Source organism: Cloacibacillus evryensis DSM 19522, assembly GCF_000585335.1.
Lineage (GTDB): Bacteria > Synergistota > Synergistia > Synergistales > Synergistaceae > Cloacibacillus > Cloacibacillus evryensis.
In genome coordinates this window covers 2,673,026-2,695,789 of sequence record NZ_KK073872.1, presented here as the reverse complement: position 1 = coordinate 2,695,789, position 22,764 = coordinate 2,673,026, and the positions used below count along the sequence as shown (strand labels likewise).

Genomic DNA, 22,764 nt, shown 5'->3' with positions numbered 1-22,764 from the left:
CGCGATACGCGTTGAACATAGTTTCTAAAAAGCTAACAGATAAGGAGTGTCGGACTTGCAGAACATGACAGAGGAACTGAAACAGGCGCTTGATACCGCTGTAAAGGCGGTCGCCGCCGAGAAAGATTACCAGATACCGGAGGGTTTCATCGTGCGCCTTGAACGTCCGCGCCAGGAGGGGCACGGCGATTGGGCGACAAACATCGCGATGCAGCTCTCGAAACCATTCGGCGTTAAGCCGCGGGAGCTGGCCGAAGATATAATCGCCAAACTTCCGAAAGACTCCGTGGTGGAAAAGGCCGAAGTCGCAGGCCCGGGCTTTATGAACTTTACCCTCTCCGCGAACTGGGTGACGGAGACGGTCAAAAACGCGATCGAAAAGGGCGACGCCTACGGCAGGAGCGACATCGGCGGCGGTCGGCGCGTTCAGGTCGAGTTTGTCAGCGCCAACCCGACGGGGCCGCTTCACATGGGGCATGGCCGCGGCGCGGCGGTCGGCGATATAACGGCCGCCCTGCTGGATTTTGCCGGTTATGACGTCGAGCGCGAATACTACATAAACGACGCCGGCCTGCAGATGGAGCTGCTCGGCAAATCGGCGCAGGCCCGCTACTTTGAGGCGCTTGGGCGCGCCGGCGAAGCGCCGATGCCGGAAGACGGCTACCACGGCGAATATATGAGCGACATTGCGCGGAGCTTCGTTGAAAAATACGGCGACTCGCTGGCCGCCAAACCGCTGGAAGAGACGATAGAATTCTTCTCGCGGGAAACGGCCAAGATGGTCCTCGCCATAATCAGGAAAGACCTGGAGGACTTCGGCGTCAAGTTCGACGTCTGGTTCTCGGAGAAATCTCTCTACGACGACAACCTTGTCGAACCGGCGATGGAGGCGCTCAAGGCGCGCGACTACGCGTACGAGGATGCGGGAGCCCTCTGGTTCCGTTCGACGATGTTCGGCGACGACAAGGACCGCGTCCTTATTCGCTCAAACGGGATGCCAACATACTTCACCTCCGACGTCGCCTATCTCAAGAATAAATACGACCGCGGCTTCGAGAAAAACATCTACGTCTGGGGTGCCGACCACCACGGCTACGTGCCGCGTCTCAAGTCGGTGAACAAGGCCTTCGGCTTCCCCGACGACGGCATCGAGGTGCTGCTCATCCAGATGGTGAACCTCCTTCGCGACGGCAAGCCCGTACAGATGTCGAAACGTGCCGGCACGATCGTGACGCTGCGCGAGATCATGGACGAGGTCGGCCGCGACGCCGCCCGCCTCTTCTTCGTGATCCGCCGCTGCGACAGCACCGTCGACTTTGACCTTGAACTTGCCAAAAAGGCATCTTCGGAGAACCCGGTGTTCTATATCCAGTATGCGCACGCGCGTATCTGCAGCATCAAACGCGAGCTTGAAGAACGCGGCATCCCGATGCCGACGATGGAAGACTTCGACGTCTCGCTGCTCGCCGATCCGACGGAGATCAACCTTGCCAAGGCCATCTCGCGATTCCCGGAAGAGATCGCGAAGGCCGCCGAGGAGACGGCGCCTCACCGCCTCGTCTACTACGCGACGGAGCTCGCAGAGGCTTTTCACGCCTTCTATAACGCGCAGCGCGTCCTCGGCGTCGAGGAAAACGTGATGAAGAGCCGCATACTTCTAATGGAGGCGGCGCGCGTCACGCTGAAGAACGCGCTGGGCATCCTCGGAGTCTCCGCTCCCGAAAAGATGTAGGGACGCGGCGCCCGGACGAGCTTTTAAGATGAACGCGCCGAAACTGCGCTGGGTGCTCTTCGGAGCGGCGGTGACCTTTTTGATAGCGGTGCTTCTGACCTCCTTCTTCAAGGAGATCGAGAAGATAGACGTGCTCGCCGCCACGCTCGACAAGCGGATGGAGGAGCTGGTAGGCGTGGAGCGCGAGACGCAGAAGCTGAAGCAGGACATCCGCTATTACAGCACGCCCGAGGGGATCGCGCGCCTTGCCACCGAGCAGTTCAACCTGGTGCAGTCCGGCGACAGGATCTATAAAATCGAGATAACTTCAAAGGATAGCTTGCCATAGCCGTCCTCTTAAAGTATAATAATTCATTGTGTTTCCCTGCCTCCTCGTAAGGAGGAGGCCAGAGTCCAAAGGGAGGAGGTGAAGTACGTGCGGTCTTACGAAATGGTTGTAATTTTTAAGGCTGATATCGAGGATCATAAAACAGTATCCGAGGATACGGCCGAGATCGTGCGCGGATTGGGAGCAGAGGTTGAGAAGATCGACCTGTGGGGCAAAAAGCGTTTTGCCTATCCCATCGACAAACAGCTAGAGGGTTTCTATACTCTCTACACGTTTAAGCTCGACCCCGCGCAGGTTAAGGAAATGGAACGTCTCCTTAGCCTCAAACCTTATGTTGTACGCCAGATGGTCGTCAACCTTGAGGAGAGGTAGATCTTATGTCAAGAGGATATAACAGGACCGTGCTGATGGGCAACCTAGCACGCGATCCGGACGTAAGGTTTACGCCCAACAAACAGAAAGTGGCGCGCATCACGGTAGCCATAGGACGCCAGTGGAAGAACAAGGCCACCGGCGAGCTTCAGAGCCATACGGATTTCATTCCGGTCGTGGCTTGGGGCGCATCCGCGGATCTCTGTGAGCGCTACTTGAAGAAGGGGCGCCCCGTATTGGTGGAGGGAAGGATCACAGTGCGTGATTTTGACGACATCAAGACAGGACAGCACCGTTGGGTCACGGAGGTAGTAGCTGAAAACATCGTTCTTCTGAGCTCCGGGCGCAGAGATGATGAGGGTTCGGGCGGTTATCAGCAGCAGAGTTACGGCGGAGGGCAGCAGTTCGGTTACGGACGCGCGCCGCAGCCGCAGTCGGACGCCATGGCGGCTCCCGATATGGGCAGCCTTAGAGGCGAAGCCGGCTTTGAAGATGATTTCCCGCTTGACTTTTCTGAACTCGGAGGCCCCGATTCGTCAGGAGACGTAGAGATACCGTTCTAGTAGAAAGAGGTGGATTGGCAATGGAAAACGCATTCAACCGCAAGCGCCGCAAGCGCAGGCCGAAGGTATGCCATTTCTGTGTAGATAAAGTCGAACATATAGACTACAAGGAAATCGACAAGCTTAAGAAATATATAACGGAACGCAGCAAAATAATCCCCCGCCGTGTAACCGGTACGTGCGCGAAGCATCAGCGTCAGCTGACGCGCGCGATCAAGCGCGCGAGGCTTATCGCGCTGCTGCCCTTTACTTCCGATTAAATCGGCGTTTATAAGCGCGATTTGCGTCATAACATAGGGCTCTGGCGTCCTCGCCGTATTAATATACGGCTCCGGTTCCAGAGCCCTAAGTTATTTAGCAACTCGCACTTCTAAACGCCGATTTACGCGATTGGAAGTGAACGGTAAATTGTGATTTATCTTGTCATGCCGGCACTGGTACTCCGTCGCCCCGGGCTTGACCCGGGGCCAAGCGGCTCCATGTTTTTGCCCCACCAGCGCATGTAAAATCAACGCCACTGGGCTCCGGCTCGGAGGCCGGAGCGACGGAAGGGCGCTAAATCGCTATTTATCGTTTACTTCCAATCGAGTAAATCGCGGTTTATCTTTTCCTCTGCGAAGATCTTCGCGAGATGTCGGGAGCCTTCCGTAAAATCTTTTAACTGCTGTTATAATATGTGAGAGCTGTGGATCGTGGGCTCTCTTTTTTAGTAAAGACAGGCGGAGGTTTGACGTGAAAGGTAAAGTTATTTTTGAGTGGTTTTTCTGGGTATTGCTCAGCGCCCTGATGTTTGGGGCCGGTATTGACATCGCCTTTCTGTCGCCTCTTATCATTCTTGCGGCTCCGGCGCCGATGATGATACTTGTCTGCCGGCAGGGAGTGCGCGAGGGGGCGCTTGGCGCGCTTTTCGGGACGGTCTTCGTCTACGCGTTTATGGGTCCCGTCTCCGCTTTCCTGTATACCTGCGAATTCGGCTTGCTCGGGCTTTTGATGGGCATTCTGATCGTCAAGGTGCAGAACGGGGCTGACTATGTCGTTCTCGCGATCGCCGTTTCGCTGGCGGTTAAGATGCTGCTGATGGGCGTGTTCACCTATGCCGCCGGAGTGAATCCGTTCGTGATGACGCCGGAAGCGGCGCGGGGACTTGCCTCGTCCGTCGCGGCGGCGCTGTCGCATGGCGGCGTGCCGGTGTCGCCCGAGGCCGTGAACGCCTACGTCGAGACGATGGCGCAGACTGTTTCGCTGATGATGCCCGCGATGCTGATACTCTTCGCGGCGGCGGATACCATAGCCGGCTATGTGCTTACGCGGCTCTATTTCAAGAGGGTCGGCGGCGTGAAGCTGCCGCTTTTGCCGCCCTTCGTACACTGGCGTTTCCCAAAGAATATATTCTGGGCGCTGCTGGCGGCGCTCGTCCTCGATATGCTCTCCAAAGCTTTTCCCGACGAGGGGCTTTACCGGATGCTTTCTCTGAACCTCATGGAGGTGCTGCGCGGGATTTTCCTTATCGAAGGCCTTTCGCTGCTTTGGTATTTCATGAGCGCCCATAAGTTAAACAGGGCCGTTCGGGTGGCGCTGACGCTCTTCTGCGCCTTTTTCGCGCCCGTCTCGTACGTGCTGTCGATGGTCGGCATCTTTGACATATGGTACGATTTACGCAAGCGTATTAAATTAAGGAGGAAATAGAAATGAAGGTCATTTTAAAACAGGATGTCGCAAAGGTTGGTAAAAAGGGAGATCTGGTTGAGGTTTCGGACGGATACGGACGCAACTTCCTCGTCGGACGCGGTCTCGGCGAAGAGGCGACGCCGGGAAGGCTGCGCGAATATCAGGAGTTCCAGAAGACGCAGAAGGCGCGCGACGACAAGCGACAGAAGTCGGCGGAGGAGATGAAGAAGAAGCTCGGCGGAAAGCTCGTCTCCGTAAAGGTCAGCGCTGGCGAGGGCGGGAAGCTCTTCGGCAGCGTAACTTCGGCCCAGGTGGCGGAGGCCCTTTCGGCGCAGTTTGGAGCCGGCATAGACAAGAAAGATATCAAGCTTGACGAGTCGATCAAGCAGGCCGGCTCATACGCCTTCAGGATAAAGCTCTATCCCGGCGTCGAAGCCGAGATGACGCTCAAGGTGGAGAGCGAATAGATTTTGGAAAACGGTAGCGGCATAGACAGAATACCGCCGTTCAACCTCGAAGCGGAGAGGTCTGTCCTGGGTTCGTGCCTCATTGACGCCGAGGCCCTGAACGCCGTCATGGAGGGGCTCTCCGCCGAGGATTTTTACGATCCGCGCCACCGCAAGGTCTTTGAGGTTATGGAGTCCATGGCGGCGCGCAATGTCGCCGTCGATTCTCTCACATTCAGGGATGAAATAAAGAAGCAGAACCTTGAGGAACGCCTGGGGGGAATATCTTTCATCGCCTCGCTGATGGAATCGGTGACGACGACGGCGAATATCGAATATCACATCGGTATCGTGCGCGACAAGTCGATACACCGCTCGCTCATCGTTGTCGGCAGCGATATTTCTAAGCTCGGTTTCAGCGATGAGGTCGAGGTGGACGACGCGCTGGAGACCGCGGAACAGCGGGTCTTCGAGATCGCGCGGACCGGCAAGACCACAAATATACGTTCCACGCGCGAGGTGCTGACGTCGGCGATGGCCGATATAGAAAAGCGTCTCGCGGGGGGGCTCGCCGTCACCGGCGTGCCCTCTGGATTCAAAGATTTTGACAGCATGTCCGCCGGCCTGCAGCCTGGCGGGCTTTACATATTGGCGGCACGCCCCTCGATGGGAAAGACGGCCTTTGCGATAAACATCGCGCAGTACGCCGCGATGCAGGAGAATATCCCCGTCCTCGTCTTCAGCCTTGAAATGTCGGCGGAGCAGATAGTCCAGCGAATGCTCTCCTCGGAGGCGAAGGTCAATCTCCGGGCTCTCTTTGAGACCAAGCGCCAGCAGAACGAACAGTGGAAACGGCTGAAGGATGCCGCGGCGGCGATCGAAAAGAGCCCGGTCTTTATCGACGACAGCTCGCCGCTGAATACGATGGAGCTGCGCGGCCGCTGCCGCCGCTTTTTCGCGAAGCACGGCGAGGGGCGCGGGCTCATCGTCGTAGACTACCTGCAGCTGATGCAGGCGGCGCGCCGGATAGAGAACCGCACCCAGGAGGTCTCGGAGATCTCACGCACGCTGAAGAGCATCGCGCGCGAATTCAAGGTGCCGGTGCTCGCGCTCTCGCAGCTTTCGCGCGACGTTGAAAAACGCGAAAAAAAGAAGCCGCAGCTTTCGGACCTGAGGGAAAGCGGCGCGATCGAGCAGGACGCCGACATGGTGATCTTCCTCTACCGCGAGGCCTACTACGCGCAGGAGAACGACACGAACGACGCGACGGCCGAGGTCATCATCGCGAAAAACCGCAACGGCCCCACCGGAAAGGTAGACCTCGTCTTCTTCCGCGAATTCGCGCGGTTCGAGAACGGATACAGCAGCGGATACTAAGCCGGCCCCCCTTTGTAAGGCGCGGCGAAAATGGGTGATTTTGATGAAAATATCAAGCAAAAAGAAAACTAAGGAGCAGAAAAGCTTGGGGATGCTGCTTGCCGGCGGCCCCGTACAGTTGGTGCCGCGGTGGGTGTTTTATCCGCTGATATTCGTTTCGCTCGCGCTGCCGAATCTGATATTTTCCGGCGTGAGCTGGTTCGATACCCTGCATATTATGAAGTGGGCCTGGACGATGGTGCCGGTCGCCCTCATATCGCTGATCGGCGGTTCCATCCTGGCGCTTTACGGCGCCGAGCGCACCGGCTTCCGTCTCGACCTCTTCGGCGGCGTCTGGTTCTCGCTGCTGGCGTTTGTTTCGCTGCAGCCGCTGTGGGCAGATATCTTCGCGCTCTCGACCTATATGAAGGAGTGGTTCTTTTTCGCGACGCTGCTCGCCGCCTATATCTTCTGCTACAATCTTTTCACGGGCGATAAGGCGCTGCGCTGTCTGCTGTGGCTCGCGAACCTCAACGCGGCGGTGAATATCATCTTCGCCGAACTGCTGATCCGTGACCTGAACGGACCGTTCTGGTTCATTATGAACGTCCCCGGGAATTATATCGGCAACACCGGGCAGCAGGAGATGTTCGGCCTCTGGATGGCGATGGCCGCGATGAACGGCATCTTCCTACACATGGTATACTCGCAGCTTTCAGAGGCGGAGGCCGGTAAATACCGGAATATAAAATACGCCAACCTCGTCATGTTGGCCTTCAACTCGTGGGGGTTATGGAATTCGACGACGCGCGCAGGGATGCTCTCTCTGATGACGGGAACGATCATCCTTTCCGTCATTATCTGGAACTGCAAGCCGCGGAAGCTGCTGAAGAACGTCGGCTTCGCCGCGCTGCTGGTCGCCGTGATGCTCGTGGTCAATATCTGCATGGGCTACTTCGGCTGGAGCCGCGCCTACGCGCTGATAAACAAGACCTCGGATATGTTGATGAATACCGCGAACTTCGGCGCGCGCCGTGAAATATGGATCACGAGCTGGAACGTCATCAAGAAGCACCCGATCGCCGGCGTAGGCCTCGGCCACTACAAATGGCATTACCTCGAAGGGCAGCGGGAGGCGTTCAGGGATCATCCCGACATGAAGTGGCAGTTCACCTACTGGGCCCACAGCGAATATTTACAGTGGATGGCGGAGTTCGGCATCTTCGGGACGCTGATCCTGCTGGGAGCGGCGGCATGGTGGATATGGAGCTTTGTCCGCGCGCTCACGCAGAAAAAGGACCTCTCTTACGCCGCGATGTGGGGCTGCGCCGTCGTCTATCTGATCTGGTTCGACGCCATCTTCAGCCGCCCCTTCCACCGGATAGAGAATATCGTCTGGCTCCCGCTCGCCTTCGCGCTCTCCAACAGGCAGCTGCTGCCGTCTTCGGTGAGGTTCAGCGAGATAAGGCACGGCTTTATTTACAGGCTCCTCGGCCTTTTTTTCGCCGTCGTGGCCGTCGTGGGAATGTTTTTCCTTTATTCGGGCTGCCGCGCGGATAAGTATCTGCGGGCGGCGACGATGACGAACAGCGCCTCCCTGCAGCGCTACCGCATAGACGAGGCTCGCCGCAGCCTGATGGGAAAGGATGAGGCGAACGAACAGCTTGCCTATCACCTGCTCGCCGTGGCGAACGCGACGAAAAAACCGGAGGATCTCGCCGCCGGCATCGAGCAGCTTTACCGCAGCTTCCATACGAGGCCGCAGGCAAAGCAGCTCATGGAGCTGATAAACCTCGCTCAGCGCACCGGCAACCAGCGGCTGCTCTCCGAGCTCGCGCGCTATCTGCATCCAACGGCCTACGGGAGCGCCCCCGGCAGCGCCGCGCCGCTGTCAAAGTAGATGAGGTTCGGACGCCGCTCCGGATTCACTCTTATTGAAATAATGCTCGTAGTGGGGCTGATCGGCATCATCGCGACGGCCGCTCTGGCCCCGCTTGTCTTTACGGTCCGTTCGCTTGAGGAGGCCCAACAAAGATGGGGCACCTCCCACAACACCGCCGCGGCGGTGGAGAAGATATATTCGGACGTGCGCCGCGTCGTCCCCAACCCTTCGTTTTCGACGTTTAAGATCATCCATAAGAGCGGCCTCTCGACCGAGGCCGACGACCGCCTCGTGGTGTGGAGCGCCGCCCCGAAATACGAGGGCAAAAACGTCGGCGTGGTCGTCTATAAGATCGTGGCCAAGGGCGCTCTCAATAACGCGAAGCCCGGGCTCTACCGCTGGGTGCTCGTCAACGTCCCCTCGGCCGCCGCCGTATCGGGGGATATTTCCGGCGGTTCTTCCTCCGAACCGGAGACGCCGATGGATGTGAACACCGACGAGCTCGACCCTAAGAAGGGCAAGCTCATCCTCGCCGACGCCGCGGGGGTAAAATTTTATGTCTGGAAGGAGAATAAATGGGAGCAGGAATACGACGGGAAGCTCCCGAAACTCCTGAAGACCGAGATCGCCGCCAAGGACGGGCGTTATTCGCACACGGAGAGGTTTCCCAATGCGGCGGAGAAGTAGCGGTTTCATCCTCATATCGGTGCTGCTATCCACCACCATGCTCATTACGGCGGCTACGGCCTTCGCCTGGTTCGCGCGCACGGAGGCGCGCCGCGCGGCGGCACGGGAGAATATCCTCAAATGCCGCAACGCGGCGGAGATCGCGGTCGGCGTCATCGGCGAAAAGATAGCCTCGGACAACAATAAATACGACAGCCTCACCGAACCCCTTTACGCGCCAGGGCAGCTGACGAAAATTGAGATAGGCGATTATGATATTTCCGTTCAAATAACGCCGTTAAATGATAGAATATCTGTAAACGGCCTTTTACTTCCCGACGGCGTCACTCTCCGCTCGGAATATGAGACGGCGTGGAATAATATCTGGGAGGAGCTGGAGCGTCCTGAACTCGCGGCGACGGTGCTTGACTTTATCGATAAGGACAAGAACCAGAAGCTCGGCGGCGCGGAGCGCGACGGCAATATAAACAGGCTCATATCGGATCTTGACGAGCTAAAGGCGATAGCGGAGGTCGACGATGCCGTGCTTTATGGCGGCAAAGAACATCCGGGCGGCCTCGCGAAGTATTTTACCGTACCGGGCGGTCAGAAGATAAACATAAACGTCGCGGCGCCTGAGATGATAGAAAAGCTTGACGACGGCCTGTCGCTGTCTCACGCGCAGAATATCGCGGCGCAGCGCCTTATTTCGCCGCTCACGAGCATGGATGACCTGAAACGGGTCCCCGGATTCCCCGCGGCGCTCGCGACGAAGCTGGCGAATGTCATCGGTTTTGAGAGCACTCACTTTCTGCTTGAAGTGAATGTCAAAGACAGGACCGGCAACGCCAGGAATTATCGGGTTATAGTGGAGCGCAGCGGCAAAAAATGCGGGATATTCAGTTGGTATGAATAAATTATCCCACGAAGCGGCGGCAGTATTGCGGTTTCAACCAGAGAGGAATGGTCTGCGCTGATAAAGAGTCGTAATTTAATGGAGAAAATAGCCTTCGCCGCCAAGCCGGCGGCGGCTTCGAATAAGATAAAGTTTTATCATCTTTCCTGCGAGAAAGGCGAGCTTCCGCTGGCCGGCGAGACAGAGGCATATTTCATTCCCTTCCGTACAGCCACGGTCTTTCCCTTCTCTTTCCCCTTCGGGCGCAAGGTCAACCTGAGGAACGCGGTCTCACTCACCTTCAGGCCCGTCCTCGGCGAACAGGAGTCCAAGCTTTCGCTGGTGCCGCAGGTCACGGAGCAGCGCGTCAACCTTACGCGCGGCGCGGCCTGGTTCGTCGCTAAAGAAGAGATTTCAGAATATGAGGAACTCCTGGGCAAAAAGAGTATCTTTCTTCCGGCTCCGGCCGCCTTTGCCTCAGAGGTCGGCGGCAACGGCCTTATCGTGTGGCATGAGGGGAATTCCTCATGCGCGCTGTGGCTTGAGGACTATACGCCGCAGCTTTACAGATACGCTCCCGATCCCGAGGGCGGCGCGGAGGCTCTCGCGCAGTGGATGCGCAGCTATGCCTCCTCGATAGGCAAGGAGATACCGGCGGAGGATATCCGCATATTTTGCGCGGAGGATGTTTCTCTGGGCGAGCTGAGGCGCGCCGCCGCCGCGACCTTTGCCGCCGCCCCCGGCCTCGCGCACCTGGACCTCTCCAACCGCGGCGCCTCGATGGCCGAACGGTATGAGGCCTTTTTCAATACCGCCTTCCGGAGCATAAAGATCGCCTCGGCGGCGGGCCTTATGTTTTTCATTCTTTCGCTTGTGATACTCATACAAAATAAATATATGGCGGAATCATTCGCCGCCGCGCCCTCCGAGGTGTACCGGCTCGCGATGGGCGAGGTCAGCCGCAGCCCGCTCGCCTCGATCACAAAGAGGATGCGCCTTCTGACCGGAGGTGGCGTCCAGCTTACGCTGGAGGGAACGCTCGCCAACTTCGGCGCGGCCTGGAAGACGCTTCCCGCCGGAACGGATATCAAGGTCGACGCCATCCGCTACGGACGCGAACGCACGGAGATAGAGGGGCAGGCGCCGAAGACGGACAATATCCAGCAGCTGCGCGACGCGCTCGCGAAGAACGGTTTCGCCGTCAAGCTCGGCGATGTGCAGCAGATACCGGGCGGCGGCATGCGTTTCACGCTCAACCTTACGGAAGGGGGACGTGAGAAATGATCTCTATCGAAGAACTGCGCGCGATGCCGGACGCGAAGCGCCTGCAAAGGGGGCTGCTGGCCGCGGCGCTGATATGGCTCGCCGCGCTGGCCGCATTCTCTTTCGCGCTCTCCGCCATGAGAGAAAACGAGGACCGGCTGAACGACGCGGAACGGGTGCTGAACGCGGCGATAACGGTGAAATCCTACCCGCAGCAGGGGACCGTTTTCGGAAAAGAGCCGCTCTCCGCCGTATCGGAGATAATAGACAAACTTGGACTGCAGGGCAAGGTGAACCAGCTCGCCTCGTCGCCGACAGGCCTTGTGCTTCAGGTCAACCGGCTCTATCACGAGGAGCTGGGCAAACTTGTGGAGGATATCCAGAGGAACGGGCTTTCGGTAAAGACGGCCGAACTCCGCCTGATGACGGGGCAGAAAGACGGCCGGCTGATCAACGTGACGCTGACGATAGAGGGTGAGGCTCAATGATGAAACTCCTGCGCAACGCCGCGATAACAGCCGTTGGACTCGTCTGCGGGCTGCTGCTCTTCTTCCCCTGGTCGACCCTCGCGGGAACTCTGGCCTCGGCGGCGGCGAGCGTGGCGGCGGAAAACGGCATCTTCCTCACGATCTCCTCGTCGGAGACATCAGGGTTGTTTTCAAAGAGCTTCACCTATAGCGGGGTGAACGCCGACTTCCCCGTATTCAGATTCAGCGCGGTAGAGGTCACTGTCACTCCCTCGATAATCTCTTCGCTTTTTTCGGAGACGAAGAGCTGCCGGCTTGAGATGGGGCGCGGCAGCGTCGTCCCCGTCACGAGACAGGCCTTTGAATGGAACGGCGGCACGGCTGATATCTCGCTCACGCCGCAGTCGCTGATGATAGAGAACATCGCCCTCGCCGGCAAGACCTCGGCCACCGGCTTTGCGGAACTGTCGCGCGAGACGGGAAAGCTGACGCGCGCGAAGATGCTTATCAAGGTTCCGGCGGAGCTCGACCGCGCCCTTGAAATGGCTGGCAAGATGGGGATGGCGCCGCTCACGAAGGTGAAGAGCGGAGAATGGAGGATCGAAAGATGAATTTTATCTCCTCCGTAAAAGATAAGATGGCGGACCGCCTCAAGTATGACGGCTCCTACGAACAGATAATAAAATTTTACGTTTACCTCCGCTCGCCCTTTGCCGGCGGAGGAAGGGACAAAGGGGCCGGCAGCGCGCGTATGCTGGCGCCGGCGCTTTTGCTCTGCGGCCTCTTCGCCGCTCTATGTCTCTGCTGGATGGTCAAAGGCGTCCTGCTTTCTCTGCGCCTTGACGCCGACATCGCCGCCGCCTCCGGGGTGAGCGGACGGGCGCCGTCGTTTGCCAACGCCGGCGGAAGCGGCGGGCTGGGCGACTTTACCGCCGCGAATCCCTTCGGGGCAGATCTTCCCGTGAAAGAGGAGAACGGCGCGTCCGCGCGCGCGGCGGCGCTCGATTCCCTGTCGCTCCAGGGGACGCTGCCCAATATAGGCGCCTGGATAGACGGCCCCGACGGGACGCAGCTCTATCTGAAAGGGCAAAACGTGAGCGGATACACGCTGGAAAAGATAAAGTACGGCGAGGTGGTCCTCTCCGACGGGAAAGAGGAGCACTCGCTCTATTTATTCCTCTCGGGAGGAACGGCGGCAAAGTCCGCCGCTCCCTCGTCCGCATCGTCTTCCGCTCAGCAGCCATCCGGGCCGAAGCTTGACTTCTCCGGCATCGAACCGGCAAAAGAGGGGCAGGAGGGGGCCGTGCCGCGCGAGCTCGTTGACGCGCTGCTGATGAACCCCTACGACGAACTGGGCAAGCTGCGCATGACTCCGGCGGAAGACGGTTCCGGCATGAAGCTTGAACGCATCGCGCCCGACAGTGTCTTCGCGCGTGTCGGCGTCTCACAGGGAGACGTCATACAGGCGATAAACGGCGTTGCCATATCCAATATGGCTGACGCCGCCAACGCCGTGAACTCGCTGATGGCGGGGACGCGCTTCGACGTTACGGTCCAGCGCGGAGGAAAGCCGCTCGCCCTCAAGTATCAGGTGAAATGAAGTATGTCACGGCGGCGGAGCGGTTTCACCCTCATAGAGGTGATGATCGCCGTCATGGTGCTCGCACTCTCCACAACGGCGGCGATAAGGCTTGTGATAATGGCGCAGAACACGCTCTCCGCCGTCAAGGACAAGGAGGGCCTCATAAACGCCGCGCAGGCGGTGGAGGCCGGGATATCTACGGAGGAGCTCTCCGATGTCGGTACCAGCGGTGACTTTAAGTGGGAGACGAAGGACAAGGAGACAGAGATGTTCGGCGAGGGGTTCGGACGTCTTGATTTTGACAAAGCTGCCTCCGGCGACGGCGCCGAGCCCGTGCGCGTAAAATGGCGCGAGATCACCGTCGCCGATAAAAAAGATAAAAAGATAACGCTCTACATCCCGTCGAAGGAGGATTCCGAGGAAAACGTTGCGGAGGGGCTGTCGGCCGATAAAAGTGAAAAAAGCGAAAACACTGGACAGAGTGGGAAAAAATGAACTGCCTTTATAGATAAATATCGCAGCAGGAATTAGGAGTGGTAGGTAATGCACAGCAAGAAAAGGTTTTTCTATACATTATTCATAGCGGCGGCCATCTCCGTATCCGCATGCACCATGTCGACGGCGGCTGAGCCCGACCAGGAGGAGCTGAACCTGATCAAGGCCGCGCAGGAGATGAGGGCGGCGGGGCGCGTACAGCTGAACTTCAAAGACCTCGATATGGCGAAATTCATTCGCTTTATGTCGGAGCTTCTCGGCGAAAACATCCTTGTGAACCCCGGGGTCTCCGGCAAGGTCTCCGTCGTCTCGCCGAAGGCAGTCACGCTCAAGGAGGCGCGGCAGGTGATGCTCTCCGTGCTTGAGATGAACAACCTTTCGATACAGGACATGGAGGGCTATTCAAAGGTCGTGCCGCTCTCCACCGGGGGCACCGCGAGCAATATGATCGTCAAGGGAGACCAGAGCGTCGACCCGAGCGATACGATAATGGTGCAGCTCGTGCCGCTGAGCTATGTCAAGGCCGGTTATGTCGTTTCGCCGCTCAAGACGGCGATCCCGCAGATACAGATCTCGCCGATCGGCAACGGCAGCTCCGTATTGCTCGTAGGCAAGGCGGCGCTGCTCTCCCGCGCCGTGGGCGTCATCCGCGCCATCGACGCTCCGGACAGCATCCGCACGATAAAGGTCTGCACGCTGCAATATGCTAACGCTAAGCTGCTCGAAGCGCAGCTCAACGCGGTCGCGAAAGACGCCTCCTCAAAGCTCGCGGGGATGGTGGCGGTCTCCGACGAACGCACCAAGAGGGTGATCCTCGTCGGCAGCAGCCAGAACATCCGCGAGGCGGACCGCATCATCAAATCGCTCGACGTCCCCTCGCGGACCGAGAACTTCCACGTCTACCGGCTGAAAAACGCCGACGCGAAGACGGTGGCGGAGCAGCTCTCGCAAATACTCTCCGTCGCCGCGAAGCTATCGCCCGACCCCAAGGGCGCGATGCCCTCGACGGTCGTGCCCGACCTGCCGACGAACAGCCTGGTATTTACGGCCACGCAGGAGCAGTTCAATTCCCTCAAAACCATCCTCGAACAGCTTGACACGCAGCCGAAGCAGGTGCTGCTGCGCGGCATGATCGCCGAGGTCAGCCTCAACAAGCTCAACAGCGCCGGCATCGACTGGGCGGCCTGGGGCGGCGACATCTTCGGCAGCATAGTTGGGGCTGGTAATATACAGCTTGGAAACACCGCCGTGCCGTCAGACATACAAACGCTTTATCAGAGTTTAATAACAAAAGAGGAAACAGTTCCTTTATATGATAAAAATGGCAACTACCTTGGTAATAGTACAACATCAAATACCCAGGGGGCGGGGCTTGTATATGCCTACATAAAGCTGCTCAACAAGTTCGACGCGGTCAACGTCCTCTCGATGCCGCGCCTGATGTGCACCGACAACCTTCAGAGCTCGCTCCAGGTGGGGCAGGTCATCCCGCAGCTCAAGGGCAGCCTTACGAACCAGACGAACACTAACTCTGTGACGAACACCTATGAATATAAGGACGTCGGCCTCATCCTCACGGTGACGCCGCACATCAGGAGCGGGAACCTCGTCGCGCTCGACATCGAACAGCGCATCGAAGACCTGCTGACGACGACCAACTCGACGACGCCGATCACCTCGAAACGCGAAGTCAAGACCAGCGTCCTCGTCGCGAACGGCGAGACGGTCGTCATCGGCGGCCTCATCAAGGAGGCGGAGAAGGAGCTGAAAAACCGCGTGCCGCTCTTCTCCTACATCCCGTTGATCGGAAACCTCTTCAAGTCGCAGGAAAAACAGCGCGAAAAGGTCGACCTGATGATCTTCCTTACGCCCTATATACTTGAGACGCCGCAGCACGCCTCGAAGATCACGAACGAGATCATCACCGACGGACAGAGGCTCAGCGAGGCGGAGCGCATCCTGCTGCAGCGCAACAACGAGGACTATCTTAAATCGACAAAACAGCAGGGGATCACGCGGGAAATGCTCGACCCGCACGGACAGCTCCCCGGCATGGGAACATCCGACGATGTGAAGCCGCGGGAAAAAGCGCCCGCAAATAATACGGATAAGCAATAAGATGACGGAGCAGTCGCTGAAAGACTTGAACATAACGCCCGAGAGCGTGCTTGAGCTTATCCCTTCGGGGGTGAGTCTGGACGCGCTGCGCGACAAGTGTTTCGTGCCCATCTCTCGGGACGGGGAGGTCGTCACCTTTGCGGCGGCTGACCTTTCCTGCATCGTCGAGACGCAGCTGCTTGCGGCCTCAATGGGAGCCAGCGCCGACGCCAGGCTCTTCCCCCCCGCGGAGATACAGAACCTCATCCGCGGCCTCTATGACATCAAGAGCGGAGTTGGGCAGGATACGCTGAACGCCATCGAAGAGGTGGACGACCTCTCCGAGCTCGCGCGCCAGGAGGTCATGAGCGACAGCGTCGACGCGCCGGTCGTCAAGCTCGTCAACGGCATCCTCATGGAGTCCCTGCGCGAGCGCGCGACGGACATCCACATCGAACCTTACGAGGACCGCGTCGCCGTGCGCTACCGCGTCGACGGCGTCCTCTCCGACCGCTACGCCCTCTCCAAGGGCCATCAGTCGCCTGTGACGAGCCGCATCAAGGTCATGGCCAACATGGACATCGCCGAGCGTTTCGTGCCTCAGGACGGGCGCATCGGCATCAGCCTCGGAGACCGCCTCGTCGACATCCGCGTCAGCTCGCTGCCGACGCAGCACGGCGAACGCCTCGTGCTGCGCCTGCTCGACAAGACGCGTGGTCTGCTGACCCTTGAAGACCTGGGAATGAAGGCCTATGAACGCGAAAGGCTGGAAAACCTCATCCGCCGTCCCAACGGCATGATACTCTTCACGGGGCCGACCGGCTCCGGCAAAAGCACGAGCCTTTACGCGATCCTGCAGGCGCTCGCGCGGCCGCAGGTGAACATCATCACCGTCGAAGACCCGATAGAATACGACCTGCCAGGCGTAGGCCAGGTGCAGGTCAACGAAAAGGCGGGGCTCACCTTCGCCAACACCCTGCGCTCGATCCTGCGCCAGGACCCCGATATCATCATGATCGGAGAAATGCGGGACTTCGATACCGCGCACATCGGCATTCAGGCTTCGCTTACGGGGCATTTAGTCTTCTCCACGCTCCACACCAACGATTCGATCAGCGCCGTCACGCGACTCTCCGACATGGGCGTCGAGCCATACCTAATCTCCGGCTCGCTGCTCGGCGTCGTCGCCCAGCGCCTCGTGCGCCGCGTCTGCCCGCACTGTAAAAAAGAGATACCGACCTCCGGCGTCGTCCTCAGAAACGGCATCGAAAAGGCCTGGCGCGGCGCCGGCTGCGAACGCTGCAACGGCACCGGCTACCGCGGACGTTTCGGCCTCTACGAACAGTTCGACGTCACTCCCGAGATACAGGACGCCATCGCCCGCGGCGCACCGATGCACGAGCTGCGGGACCTCGCGCGCAAGGGTGGTTTCGCGACACTGCTGGAGCTTGGGCTGCAGGCCGTCCGCGAGGGAGAGACGACGCCGGAAGAGATGCTGCGCGTCGTCGGCGAGGTGTAGCCGATGCCGCTCTTCAAGGCCGAAGTCTACACCCTTACCGGGGAGAAAAAACAGCTGCGCAAGGAGGCGCCGAGCGAAAACGACCTGCTCCGCGAACTCGGCGAGGCGAAATATGTAATAATCAGCGTGAAAGAAGAAAAACCGCGCACATGGTCCTTCTCCGGAAAAACACGCAAAAAAAACCTTACGCTCGAAGAACAGCACCTGTTCTGCACGACGCTCTCATCCTTCATGCGCAGCGGGCTCTCCATGACCGAAGTGCTGCGGCTGCTGCAAAAACAGACGCGCGATAAAAACCTCAAGCCGATCTATACGCGGCTGAGGGAGTCGGTGGAGGGCGGACGCTCGCTCGCCGGTTCGATGACGGCGCTTGGCGTCTTCCGCCCGAGCCTTGTCGGCATGGTCGAATCCGGCGAAAAATCGGCCTCCCTCGCGGACATCCTTGAAAAAGCCGGCGAGCTCATCCAAAATGAGATATCGCTGCGCCGGAAGATACAATCCTCGCTGACCTACCCGGTCCTGATGCTTATCGTCGGCCTTGGCGTCGTCGTCTTCCTCCTCAGCTTCGTCGTGCCGCGCCTCACGGCGCTCGTCGTGGAGTCGGGCGCGGAACTGCCCTTCATAACCAAGATGCTGATCTTCATTTCCGACGCCGTGCGCGTCGGCTTCCTGCCCTTTGCGGCCGTTGTGGCGCTTATCATCTTCTGGATGCGCCGCAACAACAAAAAAATATCGATGCCGATGTTCAAAGATATCCATGACAACCTGAGCTTCGCGCTGATCTTCAGCCAGACCGGCACGCTGCTGCGCGCCGGCATACCGCTCGTGCAGGCGCTTAAACTGACGGAGCCGCTCGACCCCGTCAAGGGACGCCTCTCCGTCGTCGCCGAACACATTCGTCAGGGCTACCGTTTTTCGCAGGCGCTGGAAAAAGAGGGCTCGTTCCCCGAAGAGATCGTGACGATAATCCGCGTCGGCGAAAGCGGCAGCAACCTCCCCGACGCCGCCGTGCGCCTCGGCTCCAGCTGCTGGGAATACGCCCAGTCATCAATGCAGAAATGGGCGACCCTCGCCGAACCGATGATCATTCTGGTGATGGGAGTGCTGGTAGGCTTCGTAGTCGTCGCGGTGCTGCTGCCGATATTCGATTTGTCGAGTTTGGCGGGAAGATAGAGCCGTTTGCGGTTTTTTATATTGTGATATCCATACAGACCATCTGCCAGTGATCACGTTCGTCCTGTCCCGAATAATAGATCCGCGGTATGGGCGAATTCAGTACTATCGATGGTTTGTAAAGGCTTTTCTTCCCAAAATTGTGGGAGCCTCTCTCGATAGAGCTTCCGTTGAAGTTCCAAACGAGCCCTTCGCCGCAGGGGGCCTTGCAAATGAGGATGCGTTTATTTTCTTGCAGATCGCGGGGAAACGAACAAAGCGCCATGACGAGGCTTCCATCGTTCGCCGCGGCTACGTCTGGGTGCCATGGCTCTTCGCCGTCAGGAAGCCCCTCTATAGTCACCAGCTTTGGATTGTTCCAGTCCGAAAGATTAGCAGCCTCCATACGGTAGATGCGATGGCACCCATCTGAATTCCGCCAGACATACCACATATAATGGAGTTTGCCTGATCTGACGATGGTGGGCGACATAATGACCGCCGCTTCCTTGAGCGGTCTTTTATACGAGAGTACGGTCTTGGGGGCGCTCCAGGAAATAGCGTCGCTGGTTTTTTTTACCAGTATCCTTATGATGGAGTATCCGGAATAGGCGCGGTAATCTCTATAGAAAAGCGACAACTCGCCATCTTCCAGGTAAAGCGCGGGATCGGAATTATAGCCTATCCAATCGTCAGGCGCTCCAACAAGCGGCGACGCTCCGCCATTTGGAACGTGCCAGCGGAGCCCGTCCATGCTGACCAGAAATTCGGGGTTTTCAAAATATTCGACGCCCTGCGGCAGCGGAGTGCAGGCCATAAAATACCTCCAGCCACCGGCGCCGAAACCCTCAGGGACATAAAGGACGTCAGGGTGCACATTCTCACCGAAGCCGGAGGTGCATGAAAGGTCCAGCAGCCTGAGCGGAGGCTCAGGGCGCGGCGCCGGGTCGTCTTTCGCATAGGCGTCGGCGGTAAAATCGCGCTGGCATCTGTTCCATCTGCGAAAAATGCCGGAACGGACGCTTTCAGGCAGCAGCCACGGGAAACCAAGCGCTAATTTCACCTGCCCCCTGATTATCTCACGTCTGATTTTTTTCATATCACAGCATTCCTGTCCCGTAATATCTTGCGGTAGCAATCCACAGTGGACGCGGCGATGGAATCGACGCTGAAGTCGTCGGCTCTGCGTTCGGCGCATTTTGCAAGCGACGCGCGGAGCGTCGGGGCGGAGGCAAGCTTCGAGAGGGCGGTGCAGAGGGCGTTCTGATCACCGCGCTGTACCAGGAGGCCGCTTTCTCCGTCTTTTATCAGCTCTCCTGGCCCGCCGCAATCGGAGGCTGCGACTGGCAGTCCCGCGGCCATCGCCTCAAGCAGTGAGAGGCCAAATGCATCAGGTCCGTCGGAAGGAAAGACGAATATATCCGAGCCCCAAAGCCATGGCCGCACATCTTCCACAAAACCTGGCATTATAACGTCCTCCGTTATGTCCAGTTCACGCGTAAGGCTCTCAAGTCTGCCGCGGAAAGGGCCGTCTCCGAGCAGCATCAGCTTTGTCTGCGGTCCAGAGGCAAGCAGTGAAAAATCTCTATAAGCTCTGAGCAGCAGTTCAAAGCCCTTGCCATCGTCGAAACGTCCGGCCGCCGTTATCAAAAGATGACTGTCGGGGAGGTTAAGCTTTACCCTCATCTCGCGTCCAACTCTTTCATTGCGCCGATAGTGACTGCTGTCTATAGAATTATGTATCACGACAGCGCGCTCGCTTGGAAAACCTTTGCTTACAGCGTCGTGTCTGACGGCTTCTGAGCAAGCCGCTAAATACGTACAATCGCGATAATACTTTATCTTTGCGAACTTATCGAGCGTCGAGAGTACCGGTATCCCCAGTTTCTTCCCCCACCACCCCCCTATACGGGCGCCAGATGAGAGCCTGGTATGTATCAGCTCCGGCGCGGCTCCGCGCAGGGCCTGAGCGAACCCAAGGGCGGTTACTGGGAGATCGGCAAGGAGGACATCGGCTTCCGAGCAACGGATAGAACTCTCACGAAGGAGGCGGCTCAGAGTCCCGCCGCTCTTACATACGACGGCATTCTCTACACCGAGTGACTCAAGTTTTTTCAGCAGGCTGCCCCACGAGCGTCCCCACGATAAATTATTTTCATTGACGTAGTGAAGGACCTTCATCTAAATGTCATCTCAAGGCTGCCGCGGCGAGGTATATTTTTTCTACGGAATCTGTCATGGCATCGAGCGTCGGCACCGACGACTTAGGGAAACAGCAGGGCGGCTCGGCCGTGTCTATGAATTTTTTGATCGCTGCCCTCCAGCCGTCAAGGTCTTCCGGATCAATGAGTCCATCCGTACCCCCGAGCATTTCCGATACCGGGCCGATATTTGAAGCGATCACCGGGATTCCGATCTGAATGGCGCGCGCGAGCGTCAAGGGCATCCCCTCCGTGTAAGAGGGGAAGAGCAGGCAGGAAGATGAAGCCATGTATTCGTCCGCCCGCTCCGAATAGCCATGGAATGTAACTCTGTCAGCGAGCCCAAGCTCTTTTGCCTCCTGGCGCAAGTCTTCTATAATAGGGCCGTCGCCGAGGACGTCGAGAGTCCACCTCCCTTCAGCGGGCATTGCTTTGAGAGCGTTTTGAAGCCCTTTGACGGGTGAGAGGCGTCCGACGAAGAGAAATTTTACAGGCTGCGGCTGCTGCGGGCTCCAATGATATGCAGGTTCGTCAAGACCGTTGAGAATGACTTGGGTGTTTTCGTAGAAACAGTCTTTCATCGCGTTTTGAACGGCGGAGCTTACGCAGATGGTCTTTACTGCCTTTCTATAGGGAGCGTATATCCAGGGACTTTTGTTGCCGAAATCCACGTGCGCCGTGACGATGAATGGTATGCCGGTCATGGAAGAGACCCACGAGGCGATCCACGCCGGTACCCGCGAATGGGCGTGGATCAGCTGCCAGCCCTCGCTGCGTACCCATGATGATATTGTTCTCGCGCAAAAATAGCCTGTGAACGGATTCTTTTTATGAACGCTGAGGCGGCGGTGTCTTACCTGTGGGGAGAGCTGTTTCTGCATTTTGCCCCCGGCGGAGACGACGAGTATTTGATGGCCGCGCCGCGCAAGCTCGGAGGTGAGGTCTATAACGTGGCGCTCTACCCCGCCAATATCCAGCTCGGGAAGTATTTCGATTATCTTCATCTTTTAATGTTCCTCTTCTCTGCCCGCGCGCCAAAGAATTTCATCGCCAGCAGATAGGGCACCGTCCAGATATGGCTCCTGAAAATATTATCGGCGAGCTGCTTTTTGAGCCTCTTTATACAGTCCGAAGAGTGTCTGTGCATGAAAGGCGACTCAGCGAGGCTTGATACTATCAGCGCTGTCAGCTCTTCCTGCCCGCCGCAGTAGGCTGTTTTTGATAAAAAGTGCCAATATAATTCGTCGACTTTTCCTTTAGAGCAGAGCGTCCACGGTTTTGCGCCGCCCGCCATGTGCCAAATCGAACCGTGTCCTTCGTCTGTAAAACTTTTGAGGTCGATTCTGTTGTATCTATGGTCAAGGAACTGGACGTCGCCCGCGAATATATAATTGAGACAGTCCTGATCAGCGAGAGTTATGCACTTTTTGTATTTGTCATAGAAGGTTTCAACTTCTTTGAGAAAGTCATAACGGTCGCGAATCCTCTCAAGATCCATGATGGTGACGCCTGCGTTAAAATAAGAATCATTCCGTATACCCATTATCTCCCAAGCCAAAGCGTATCTCCATGGCACTGGCGTTCCCTTGATATAGTCCAGCGACCATACGTCACATACCGCACCGATCGTTTTGCCGTCAAGCGGCTCGTTCCAGAGCTCTGCTATGTCGAGGTCGATTATAAGGTCACAGTCAAGATAGAGGATTTTTTTTTCGTTGATGAGCTGTGGGATCAGCAACCGAAATAGAGTTCCTCTTGCGCCGTCAATCGTCAGTTTGCTCACGTCAATCGATGTGCCTTCCAGCAGGCTTTCAACGTTTATAAATTCGATACGCTGTCCATAATTTTCCGCAGTTGCTTTGAGTTTCTCGCGATTATGGGAAGAAAGCGTATCATCATGGATTATGTGGAGAAAAATCTTGTCTTTTGTATTCTCGAACATGGAAGCCATCACGACCGCGGCATGGCGCGAATAGGTCCCTTTGGGGTCGCAGAATGCCAGCGCCGCATGAATATAATTATCCATTCAAACACACTCTCCTTTACCAACACGAAAAGCCGGAGTTTTCACGGCTTTTTG

23 protein-coding genes are annotated in these 22,764 nt (G+C 57.6%); 19 read left to right on the top strand and 4 right to left on the bottom strand.

The features are described from left to right. Positions 1-55: 55 nt before the first annotated feature. From argS to CLOEV_RS12010, 19 genes are all read left to right on the top strand, one after another. Complete coding sequence (gene argS, locus CLOEV_RS12100; RefSeq protein ID WP_034443989.1) at positions 56-1,732, top strand: arginine--tRNA ligase; 1,677 nt, start codon at positions 56-58, stop codon at positions 1,730-1,732. Positions 1,733-1,760: 28 nt separating this feature from the next. Continuing rightward, on the top strand, positions 1,761-2,060 hold the full coding sequence (locus CLOEV_RS12095; protein ID WP_008713273.1) for a hypothetical protein: 300 nt from the start codon (positions 1,761-1,763) through the stop codon (positions 2,058-2,060). Positions 2,061-2,147: 87 nt separating this feature from the next. After that, entirely contained in the window at positions 2,148-2,432 is a 285-nt protein-coding gene (gene rpsF, locus CLOEV_RS12090) for a 30S ribosomal protein S6 (protein WP_008713271.1), read from the top strand. 5 nt (positions 2,433-2,437) lie between these two features. Next, complete coding sequence (locus CLOEV_RS12085; protein ID WP_034443987.1) at positions 2,438-2,995, top strand: single-stranded DNA-binding protein; 558 nt, start codon at positions 2,438-2,440, stop codon at positions 2,993-2,995. Positions 2,996-3,015: 20 nt separating this feature from the next. Further along, a complete protein-coding gene (gene rpsR / locus CLOEV_RS12080) occupies positions 3,016-3,255 on the top strand; it encodes a 30S ribosomal protein S18 (RefSeq protein WP_008713266.1) in 240 nt (79 codons plus the stop codon). 472 nt (positions 3,256-3,727) lie between these two features. Further along, complete coding sequence (locus CLOEV_RS12075) at positions 3,728-4,681, top strand: DUF2232 domain-containing protein (RefSeq protein ID WP_034443985.1); 954 nt, start codon at positions 3,728-3,730, stop codon at positions 4,679-4,681. Between the two features lie 2 nt (positions 4,682-4,683). Beyond that, complete coding sequence (gene rplI / locus CLOEV_RS12070) at positions 4,684-5,130, top strand: 50S ribosomal protein L9 (RefSeq protein WP_034443984.1); 447 nt, start codon at positions 4,684-4,686, stop codon at positions 5,128-5,130. A gap of 3 nt (positions 5,131-5,133) precedes the next feature. Next, on the top strand, positions 5,134-6,486 hold the full coding sequence (gene dnaB, locus CLOEV_RS12065) for a replicative DNA helicase (protein WP_008713260.1): 1,353 nt from the start codon (positions 5,134-5,136) through the stop codon (positions 6,484-6,486). Positions 6,487-6,529: 43 nt separating this feature from the next. Next, positions 6,530-8,365, top strand: a complete 1,836-nt coding sequence (locus CLOEV_RS12060) for an O-antigen ligase family protein (protein WP_051485061.1) — start codon at positions 6,530-6,532, stop codon at positions 8,363-8,365. Further along, complete coding sequence (locus CLOEV_RS12055; protein WP_034443982.1) at positions 8,366-9,034, top strand: type II secretion system protein; 669 nt, start codon at positions 8,366-8,368, stop codon at positions 9,032-9,034. Continuing rightward, positions 9,018-9,929, top strand: a complete 912-nt coding sequence (locus CLOEV_RS12050) for a type II secretion system minor pseudopilin (RefSeq protein WP_034443978.1) — start codon at positions 9,018-9,020, stop codon at positions 9,927-9,929. The genes CLOEV_RS12055 and CLOEV_RS12050 overlap by 17 nt, the downstream gene beginning before the upstream one ends. Before the next feature lie 78 nt (positions 9,930-10,007). Further along, on the top strand, positions 10,008-11,192 hold the full coding sequence (gene gspL / locus CLOEV_RS12045) for a type II secretion system protein GspL (protein ID WP_008713252.1): 1,185 nt from the start codon (positions 10,008-10,010) through the stop codon (positions 11,190-11,192). After that, positions 11,189-11,659 carry a type II secretion system protein GspM gene (gspM, locus tag CLOEV_RS12040; protein WP_008713250.1) on the top strand — a complete coding sequence of 157 codons (471 nt, stop codon included), beginning with the start codon at positions 11,189-11,191 and terminating at the stop codon, positions 11,657-11,659. Before gspL ends, gspM begins: the two co-directional genes overlap by 4 nt. Beyond that, positions 11,656-12,249 carry a type II secretion system protein GspN gene (gene gspN / locus CLOEV_RS12035; RefSeq protein WP_034443976.1) on the top strand — a complete coding sequence of 198 codons (594 nt, stop codon included), beginning with the start codon at positions 11,656-11,658 and terminating at the stop codon, positions 12,247-12,249. The genes gspM and gspN overlap by 4 nt, the downstream gene beginning before the upstream one ends. After that, the gene (gspC, locus tag CLOEV_RS12030; RefSeq protein WP_034443973.1) at positions 12,246-13,238 is read left to right on the top strand and encodes a type II secretion system protein GspC; all 993 of its coding nucleotides are present in this window, start codon (positions 12,246-12,248) and stop codon (positions 13,236-13,238) included. Before gspN ends, gspC begins: the two co-directional genes overlap by 4 nt. Before the next feature lie 3 nt (positions 13,239-13,241). Further along, on the top strand, positions 13,242-13,715 hold the full coding sequence (locus tag CLOEV_RS12025; RefSeq protein ID WP_034443970.1) for a PulJ/GspJ family protein: 474 nt from the start codon (positions 13,242-13,244) through the stop codon (positions 13,713-13,715). A 48-nt stretch (positions 13,716-13,763) separates the two neighbouring features. Beyond that, positions 13,764-15,833, top strand: coding sequence for a type II secretion system secretin GspD (gene gspD / locus CLOEV_RS12020; RefSeq protein WP_008713242.1), 2,070 nt, complete (start codon positions 13,764-13,766; stop codon positions 15,831-15,833). Position 15,834: 1 nt separating this feature from the next. Continuing rightward, positions 15,835-17,331, top strand: a complete 1,497-nt coding sequence (locus tag CLOEV_RS12015; protein ID WP_008713240.1) for a GspE/PulE family protein — start codon at positions 15,835-15,837, stop codon at positions 17,329-17,331. Between the two features lie 3 nt (positions 17,332-17,334). Next, positions 17,335-18,504 (top strand): type II secretion system F family protein, encoded by a 1,170-nt coding sequence (locus CLOEV_RS12010; RefSeq protein ID WP_034443967.1) that lies wholly within the window; start codon positions 17,335-17,337, stop codon positions 18,502-18,504. A 16-nt stretch (positions 18,505-18,520) separates the two neighbouring features. Here CLOEV_RS12010 and CLOEV_RS12005 read toward each other — a convergent pair whose 3' ends face one another. The 4 genes from CLOEV_RS12005 to CLOEV_RS11990 are packed head-to-tail and all read right to left on the bottom strand — an operon-like array spanning position 18,521 to position 22,710. Continuing rightward, the gene (locus CLOEV_RS12005; protein WP_034443964.1) at positions 18,521-19,582 is read right to left on the bottom strand and encodes a hypothetical protein; all 1,062 of its coding nucleotides are present in this window, start codon (positions 19,580-19,582) and stop codon (positions 18,521-18,523) included. After that, positions 19,579-20,664 carry a glycosyltransferase family 4 protein gene (locus CLOEV_RS16570; protein WP_084482383.1) on the bottom strand — a complete coding sequence of 362 codons (1,086 nt, stop codon included), beginning with the start codon at positions 20,662-20,664 and terminating at the stop codon, positions 19,579-19,581. The genes CLOEV_RS12005 and CLOEV_RS16570 overlap by 4 nt, the downstream gene beginning before the upstream one ends. A 7-nt stretch (positions 20,665-20,671) precedes the next feature. Next, positions 20,672-21,688, bottom strand: coding sequence for a glycosyltransferase family 4 protein (locus CLOEV_RS11995; RefSeq protein ID WP_034443962.1), 1,017 nt, complete (start codon positions 21,686-21,688; stop codon positions 20,672-20,674). Continuing rightward, complete coding sequence (locus CLOEV_RS11990; protein ID WP_008713231.1) at positions 21,685-22,710, bottom strand: glycosyltransferase family 8 protein; 1,026 nt, start codon at positions 22,708-22,710, stop codon at positions 21,685-21,687. Before CLOEV_RS11990 ends, CLOEV_RS11995 begins: the two co-directional genes overlap by 4 nt. Between the last annotated feature and the right edge of the window lie 54 nt (positions 22,711-22,764).